Raw genomic sequence first — 291 nt, 5'->3', positions numbered from 1 at the left:
ATTTTGTTAACATTAAAAAGAGGTCAGGAAGAAACAAAAATGTTTCTTCCTGACCTCTTATCCTTTTATTCGGATATTATTTACGATTAAATAATGTATCAATTGACTGGTGATTATGAATCCGAACGATTGCTTCTTTCAGTAAGTCGTCAACTGATAATTGAACCAGCTTATCAAATTTCTTTTCTTCTGGAAGGTGAATTGTATCGGTAACAACCATCTTTTCTAGTGGCGAACTTTGTAAAGTCTTTACGGCATCACCGGATAAAACTGCATGTGATGCAAGACCAT

At 34.4% G+C, this 291-nt stretch carries 1 pseudogene; it reads right to left on the bottom strand.

What is annotated here, in order from left to right:
- Positions 1–76: 76 nt before the first annotated feature.
- A pseudogene (locus ACFIK0_RS09660) lies at positions 77–291 on the bottom strand (phosphoribosylpyrophosphate synthetase); the annotation flags it as partial.

The organism is Bartonella sp. CL63NXGY (genome assembly GCF_042194905.1).
Lineage (GTDB): Bacteria > Pseudomonadota > Alphaproteobacteria > Rhizobiales > Rhizobiaceae > Bartonella.
This window is presented reverse-complemented; position numbering and strand designations above follow the sequence as displayed.